Origin of the sequence: Streptomyces sp. WELS2, from assembly GCF_013870595.1 — a bacterium.
Lineage (GTDB): Bacteria > Actinomycetota > Actinomycetes > Streptomycetales > Streptomycetaceae > Streptomyces.
On sequence record NZ_JACBWZ010000475.1, the window covers coordinates 1 to 4,858 of the forward strand.

The 4,858-nt window shown below is 73.4% G+C and carries 5 protein-coding genes; 2 read left to right on the forward strand and 3 right to left on the reverse strand.

What is annotated here, in order from left to right:
* Positions 1 to 77: 77 nt before the first annotated feature.
* From H5J33_RS23535 to H5J33_RS23545, 3 genes are all read right to left on the reverse strand, one after another.
* The gene (locus tag H5J33_RS23535; protein WP_181796895.1) at positions 78 to 968 is read right to left on the reverse strand and encodes an SDR family oxidoreductase; all 891 of its coding nucleotides are present in this window, start codon (positions 966 to 968) and stop codon (positions 78 to 80) included.
* 79 nt (positions 969 to 1,047) lie between these two features.
* Positions 1,048 to 1,230, reverse strand: a complete 183-nt coding sequence (locus H5J33_RS23540; RefSeq protein ID WP_181796896.1) for a hypothetical protein — start codon at positions 1,228 to 1,230, stop codon at positions 1,048 to 1,050.
* 394 nt (positions 1,231 to 1,624) lie between these two features.
* Positions 1,625 to 2,233 (reverse strand): TetR/AcrR family transcriptional regulator, encoded by a 609-nt coding sequence (locus tag H5J33_RS23545; RefSeq protein ID WP_181796897.1) that lies wholly within the window; start codon positions 2,231 to 2,233, stop codon positions 1,625 to 1,627.
* 220 nt (positions 2,234 to 2,453) lie between these two features.
* Here H5J33_RS23545 and H5J33_RS23550 point away from each other — a divergent pair, with 220 nt between their 5' ends.
* Both H5J33_RS23550 and H5J33_RS23555 read left to right on the forward strand, forming a co-directional pair.
* The gene (locus tag H5J33_RS23550) at positions 2,454 to 3,929 is read left to right on the forward strand and encodes an APC family permease (RefSeq protein WP_181796898.1); all 1,476 of its coding nucleotides are present in this window, start codon (positions 2,454 to 2,456) and stop codon (positions 3,927 to 3,929) included.
* Positions 3,930 to 3,940: 11 nt separating this feature from the next.
* The coding region (locus H5J33_RS23555) for an amidohydrolase (protein WP_181796899.1) at positions 3,941 to 4,858 on the forward strand (918 nt) is incomplete at its 3' end.

A 4,858-nucleotide genomic window follows, 5' to 3' on the forward strand; every position in this document is an offset into this window, starting at 1 on the left:
CCGCCTTCAGACCGCCCTCGCGGTCGTATAGGCCGGTGCCGAAGCCGGGGGTCTTAACCGGGCTGACCGGCCGACGGTCAGGGCAGCGGGGTGCCGCCGGTCGCGTTCAGGATCTCGCCGGTGATGTAGCTCGCCTGGGGCGAGGCGAGATAGACGTAGGCCGGCGCCAGTTCGGCGGGCTGGGCCGGGCGGCCGAGCGGGCTCTGCTTGCCGAACTCGGCGGTGTCGGGCATCGTCGCGGGGATCAGCGGGGTCCACACCGGGCCCGGCGCGACGGCGTTGACCCGGATGCCGCGCTCGGCGACCGTCTGGGCCAGCCCGTGGGTGAAGGTGACGATCGCGCCCTTCGTCATCGCGTAGTCCAGCAGGTGCGGGCTGGGCTGGTAGGCCTGCACGGACGTGGTGTTGAGGACGCAGCCGCCGGCCGGGATGTGCGGCAGGGCGAACTTGGTCAGCCAGAACATGCCGTACAGGTTCGTCCGCAGCACCCGGTCGAACTGCTCGGTGCTGATGCCCTCGATGCCGTCGGGCTGGGACATCTGGTAGGCGGCGTTGTTGACGAGGACGTCGATACGGCCGAACTCGTCGACCGCCCGCTCGATCAGGGCGCGGCAGTTGTCCTCCTCCCTGATGTCGCAGGACACGGCGACCGCCTTGCGGCCCGCGTCCTCGACCAGGCGGGCGGTCTCGCGCGCCTCGTCCTCCTCCTCCGCGAGGTGGGTGAACAGCACGTCGGCACCCTCGCGGGCGAAGGCGAGCGCCACCGCCCGTCCGATGCCGGAGTCCCCTCCCGTGATCACGGTCCGGAGCCCGTCGAGCCGGCCGGCGCCGTGGTACGACTCCTCGCCGTGGTCGGGCGGCGGGTCCATGGGCCCGGTCCAGCCCGGGTGGGGCTGGTCCTGGGAGGGGAAGTCGGGGCGGGCGTGCTGGGTGACCGGATCGGGCCGGTCACCGTGCTGGTCCGTCACGGTGGCCTCCTGTGTCTCTCGCGGACGGGACAGGCGGCCGGGTTCCCTCCTGGCGGCGGGTGAAAAGCGTTCCGTGCGGTCAGGCGGTCGGCGCGTCCGGACCGGCGGCCCGCATGGCGTCCCGGCGGGCGAGGTTGTACAGACGCAGCAGGTGCTTGGCCACGGCGCAGGGGGCGGCGTCGGCATGGCACTGACGGCACGTGTTCATGTGCTGTTCGTAGGTGAGGCGCGCGTTTTCCAACGCGTCATTGACAGATGACATGGACTTCTCCGGGCAGGGCGCCGTACGGGAACGGCACCTAGTTGACTGACTGGTACACCCGGAACAAGGTGATCATGTTACTGCCGGTACTGGGAAACTCGTACAGCCGTCGCCCTTCTCACGAAGTGACGGGGGTGCCGTGCGTGCCGGCGACGTTCTCCCGGCAGGCGTATGTGCACGCGCGGGGCGTCTGTCCCGCGCACCGGTTCCGGTGGACGTACACAGGAGCGGGGGCGGGCGCCCTGAACGGGACGGACCGGATCGGCAGGAGGCGGCGCCCGGCAGGAGGCGGCACCCTCCTTCCCATGCCCCGGGCCGTCCGTCCACCGGGGCACCGGGGCTCACCCCCGGCGGGAGTACCTGCGCCGGGCCGCCGGGCGGGTGCCGCGACCGGCTACCGTCCCTCCCGCAGGGCCCGCGCGTGGTTCAGGAAGGCCGTCAGCCCCACCTCGAAGGCGCGGTCGGCTCGGCCGTCGCCCGCCGCCGTAAGGGCCTCGGCCAGACGCGGGGTCGGGGTGCCGTCGGCCAGCTCCCACATCGCGTCGGGGGCGGCGAGGTCGAGGGCCGAGCCCAGCACCAGGTTCTCCAGGGCGACGATCAACGGCATGATCGCGGCCGGCTCGAAGCCCGCCGCGAGCAGCACGCCCACCGCGCGTTCGTACTGGGCGAGGACCCGGGGCGCGCGGACGGGGGACGTCATCAGCAGCGGGATCACCCGGGGATGGGCGGCGAACGCGGCCCGGTAGGACCGCGCCCAGGCCTCCATGGCCGCGTCCCACGGGGTCAGGTCCAGGGTAGCCGGGTCGATGGCCGCGCAGACGCGCTCGCGCAGCAGCTCCACGATGCCGTCCCGGCCGTCCACGTGGTGGTACACCGAGCCGGTCTGCACACCGAGCCCGCGGGCTATCCGCGGCACGGTGAAGTCACCGGTCTCGTCGATGAGCCGGAGCGCGGTGGCGGCGATGCGCTCGCGGTCGAGGAGCGGTGTGCGCGGCCGTCCCATGGTCAGCGTCCCCCTGAGGTCTTCCCGGATGCCCAACGGCAGGTTACATTGCGGAAACCGAAAGCCTTTAGGTTTACGGCTCCGGGCGCCCGCCATCCCCTCGTGCACCCGTGAGACACCGGCTCGGACGGCCCACCCCGGCCGCGCCCGCCGGTGCCCCGCGAACCCCGCTGCCCCACCACCGGGATCCCCTCCCCTCCGCTGCCAGAAGGGCCCCCGCATGTCCGTGACCACCGCCGGGCTCCCGGAGGAGGACGCGCCGTCCGGCGCGCCCGGCCTCCGCTCCGGCACCCTCGGCACCGCCGACATCGCCTTCTTCGTCGTCTCCGCCGCCGCGCCGCTGACCGTCATGGCCGGGGTCGCCCCGCTCGCCCTGCTGCTGGGCGGTGTCGGCGCGCCCGTCGGCTATCTGCTGGCCGGGCTGACCCTGGCCGTCTTCGCCGTCGGCTTCACCACCATGAGCCGCCATGTCACGAGCGGCGGCGCGTTCTACGCGTACATCACCCGGGGTCTCGGCCGCCCGGCCGGGATCGGCGCCGCCCTGCTCGCCCTGGTCGGCTACAACGGCATGGAGATCGGTGTCTACGGCCTCCTCGCCACCACCACCCGCGACACCGTGCACGCCCTCTTCGGCGCCGATGTGCCCTGGCTGCCGGTGTCGCTGGCCGGCCTGGTGCTGATCGGCTACGGCGGCTACCGTTCGATCGACTTCGGCGCCAGGCTCCTCGGGGTCCTGCTGGTCGCCGAGACCGGCATACTCGTGCTGCTCGCGGGCGGGGTGCTGGTGCGGGGCGGCGCGCACGGCCTCTCCCTGTCCTCGCTCGCCCCGGCCAATGTCTTCGTGCCCGGCACGGCGGCGGTCCTGGCCTTCGCGTTCGCCGCGTTCACCGGTTTCGAGTCCACCGTCATCTACCGCCGCGAGGCCCGCGATCCCGCGCGCACGGTCCCGCGCGCCACCTACGCGGCCGTCGGCTTCCTCGGCCTGTTCTACGCGTTCACCGTGTGGATCGCCGTCCAGGCGTTCGGCGACGACCGGGTCGTCCAGGCCGCCGGGCAGGATCCGGCCGGTCTCTTCTTCACCGCGATCACCACCTATGTGGGCGGCTGGGCCGCCGACTTGATGCACGTCTTCATCGTCACCAGCGTCATCGCCTCACTGCTCGCCTTCCACAACGCCATCAACCGCTACGCGCTGGCACTGGCCGAGGAGGGGGTGCTGCCCCGCCGGCTGGGCCGCGTCCACCCCCGGCACCGCTCCCCGTACGTCGCGGGCCTGGCGCAGACCACCCTCGGTGCCGTGGTCGTCCTCGCCTTCTGGGCCGCCGACGCCGACCCGTACCAGCAGTTGCTGCTGTGGGTGAACACCCCGGGCATGATCGGCCTGTTGCTGCTCCAGCTGCTGGCCGCGCTCGCCGTGTTCCGCTACTTCCGGCGGGTACGGCACACCGAGGGCCGCGTGCGCACGGTGCTGGCACCGGTGCTCGCCGCCGTCCTGCTGGCGACCGCGATCGTGCTGGTGGTGTCCCACATCGATCTGTTCACCGGCGCGCCGAAGGCCGTGAACGCCGTGCTGGCCGCCGTGGCGCCCGCCATCTTCGTCCTCGGCCTGCCGCTGGCGTGGTGGCTGCGCCGCAACCGCCCGGACGTCTACGGGACGTTCGGCACCGAACCCACCGAACGACCCTCTTCCCGCTAGGAGTTCACGGCATGCCCGCTGCCGATCTCGTCCTCACCGGTGCCCGGATCCGCACCCTGGACCCCGCCCGCCCCACCGCCACGGCCGTCGCCCTGCGCGACGGGCTGATCACCGCCGTCGGCACGGCGGACGACGTACGGGACTGGCGCGGCCCCGGCACCGAGATCGTCGACCTGCACGGCGCGCACCTGGTGCCGGGCCTGACCGACGCGCACAGCCACCCGGTGTGGGGGCTCGACATGGCGACCGGCACGGATCTGTCCGGCGTGACGGACCTGGCCGGGCTGCGCGCGGCGCTCGCCCGGGCCGAGCGGACCGAGGGCTGGGTGGTCGGCTTCGGGCTGGACCACAACGCGTTCCAGGGCCGACCGGTCCACCACGAGCTGGTGGCGGACGTGCTGGGCGACACCCCGGCCTTCCTGCGCCTGTACGACGGTCATTCCGCCCTCGTCAACGGCCCCGCGCTGGCCGCCGCCGGGGTGACCGGGCCGCGCGCCTTCGACCAGCGCGCCCAGGTGGTGTGCGACGCCTCGGGGCGGCCCACCGGGCATCTGGTCGAGCACGCGGCGATGGACCTGGTCACCGCCGTGGTGCCGCGGCCCTCGTACGGTGAACGGCGGGCGCGGCTCCTGGAGTTGCTGTCCGCCATGGCCGCGACCGGGCTGACCGGCGCCCATGTGATGGACGGCGGGGACCTGGAGCTGGTGGACGCGGTGGCGCGGGAGACGGTGCTGCCGGTGCGGCTGCGGTTCGCGCCCTGGTGCATGCCGGGCGCGGACGCCGATGCCCTGCGCGAGCTGATCGGGGCGCAGGGCCGGGGCGGGCGGCACTGGGTGGTCGGCGGGGTGAAGTTCTTCATGGACGGAACCGTGGAGGGCGGCACGGCCTGGCTGGAGCACCCCGACTGCCACGGGCAGGGCACCGACGCG

Excerpts from the sequence above, each read along its gene's own strand:
- H5J33_RS23550 (WP_181796898.1), top strand. The coding sequence starts at position 2,454 with ATGTCCGTGACCACCGCCGGGCTCCCGGAGGAGGACGCGCCGTCCGGC.
- H5J33_RS23540 (WP_181796896.1), bottom strand. The coding sequence starts at position 1,230 with ATGTCATCTGTCAATGACGCGTTGGAAAACGCGCGCCTCACCTACGAA.
- H5J33_RS23545 (WP_181796897.1), bottom strand. The coding sequence starts at position 2,233 with ATGGGACGGCCGCGCACACCGCTCCTCGACCGCGAGCGCATCGCCGCC.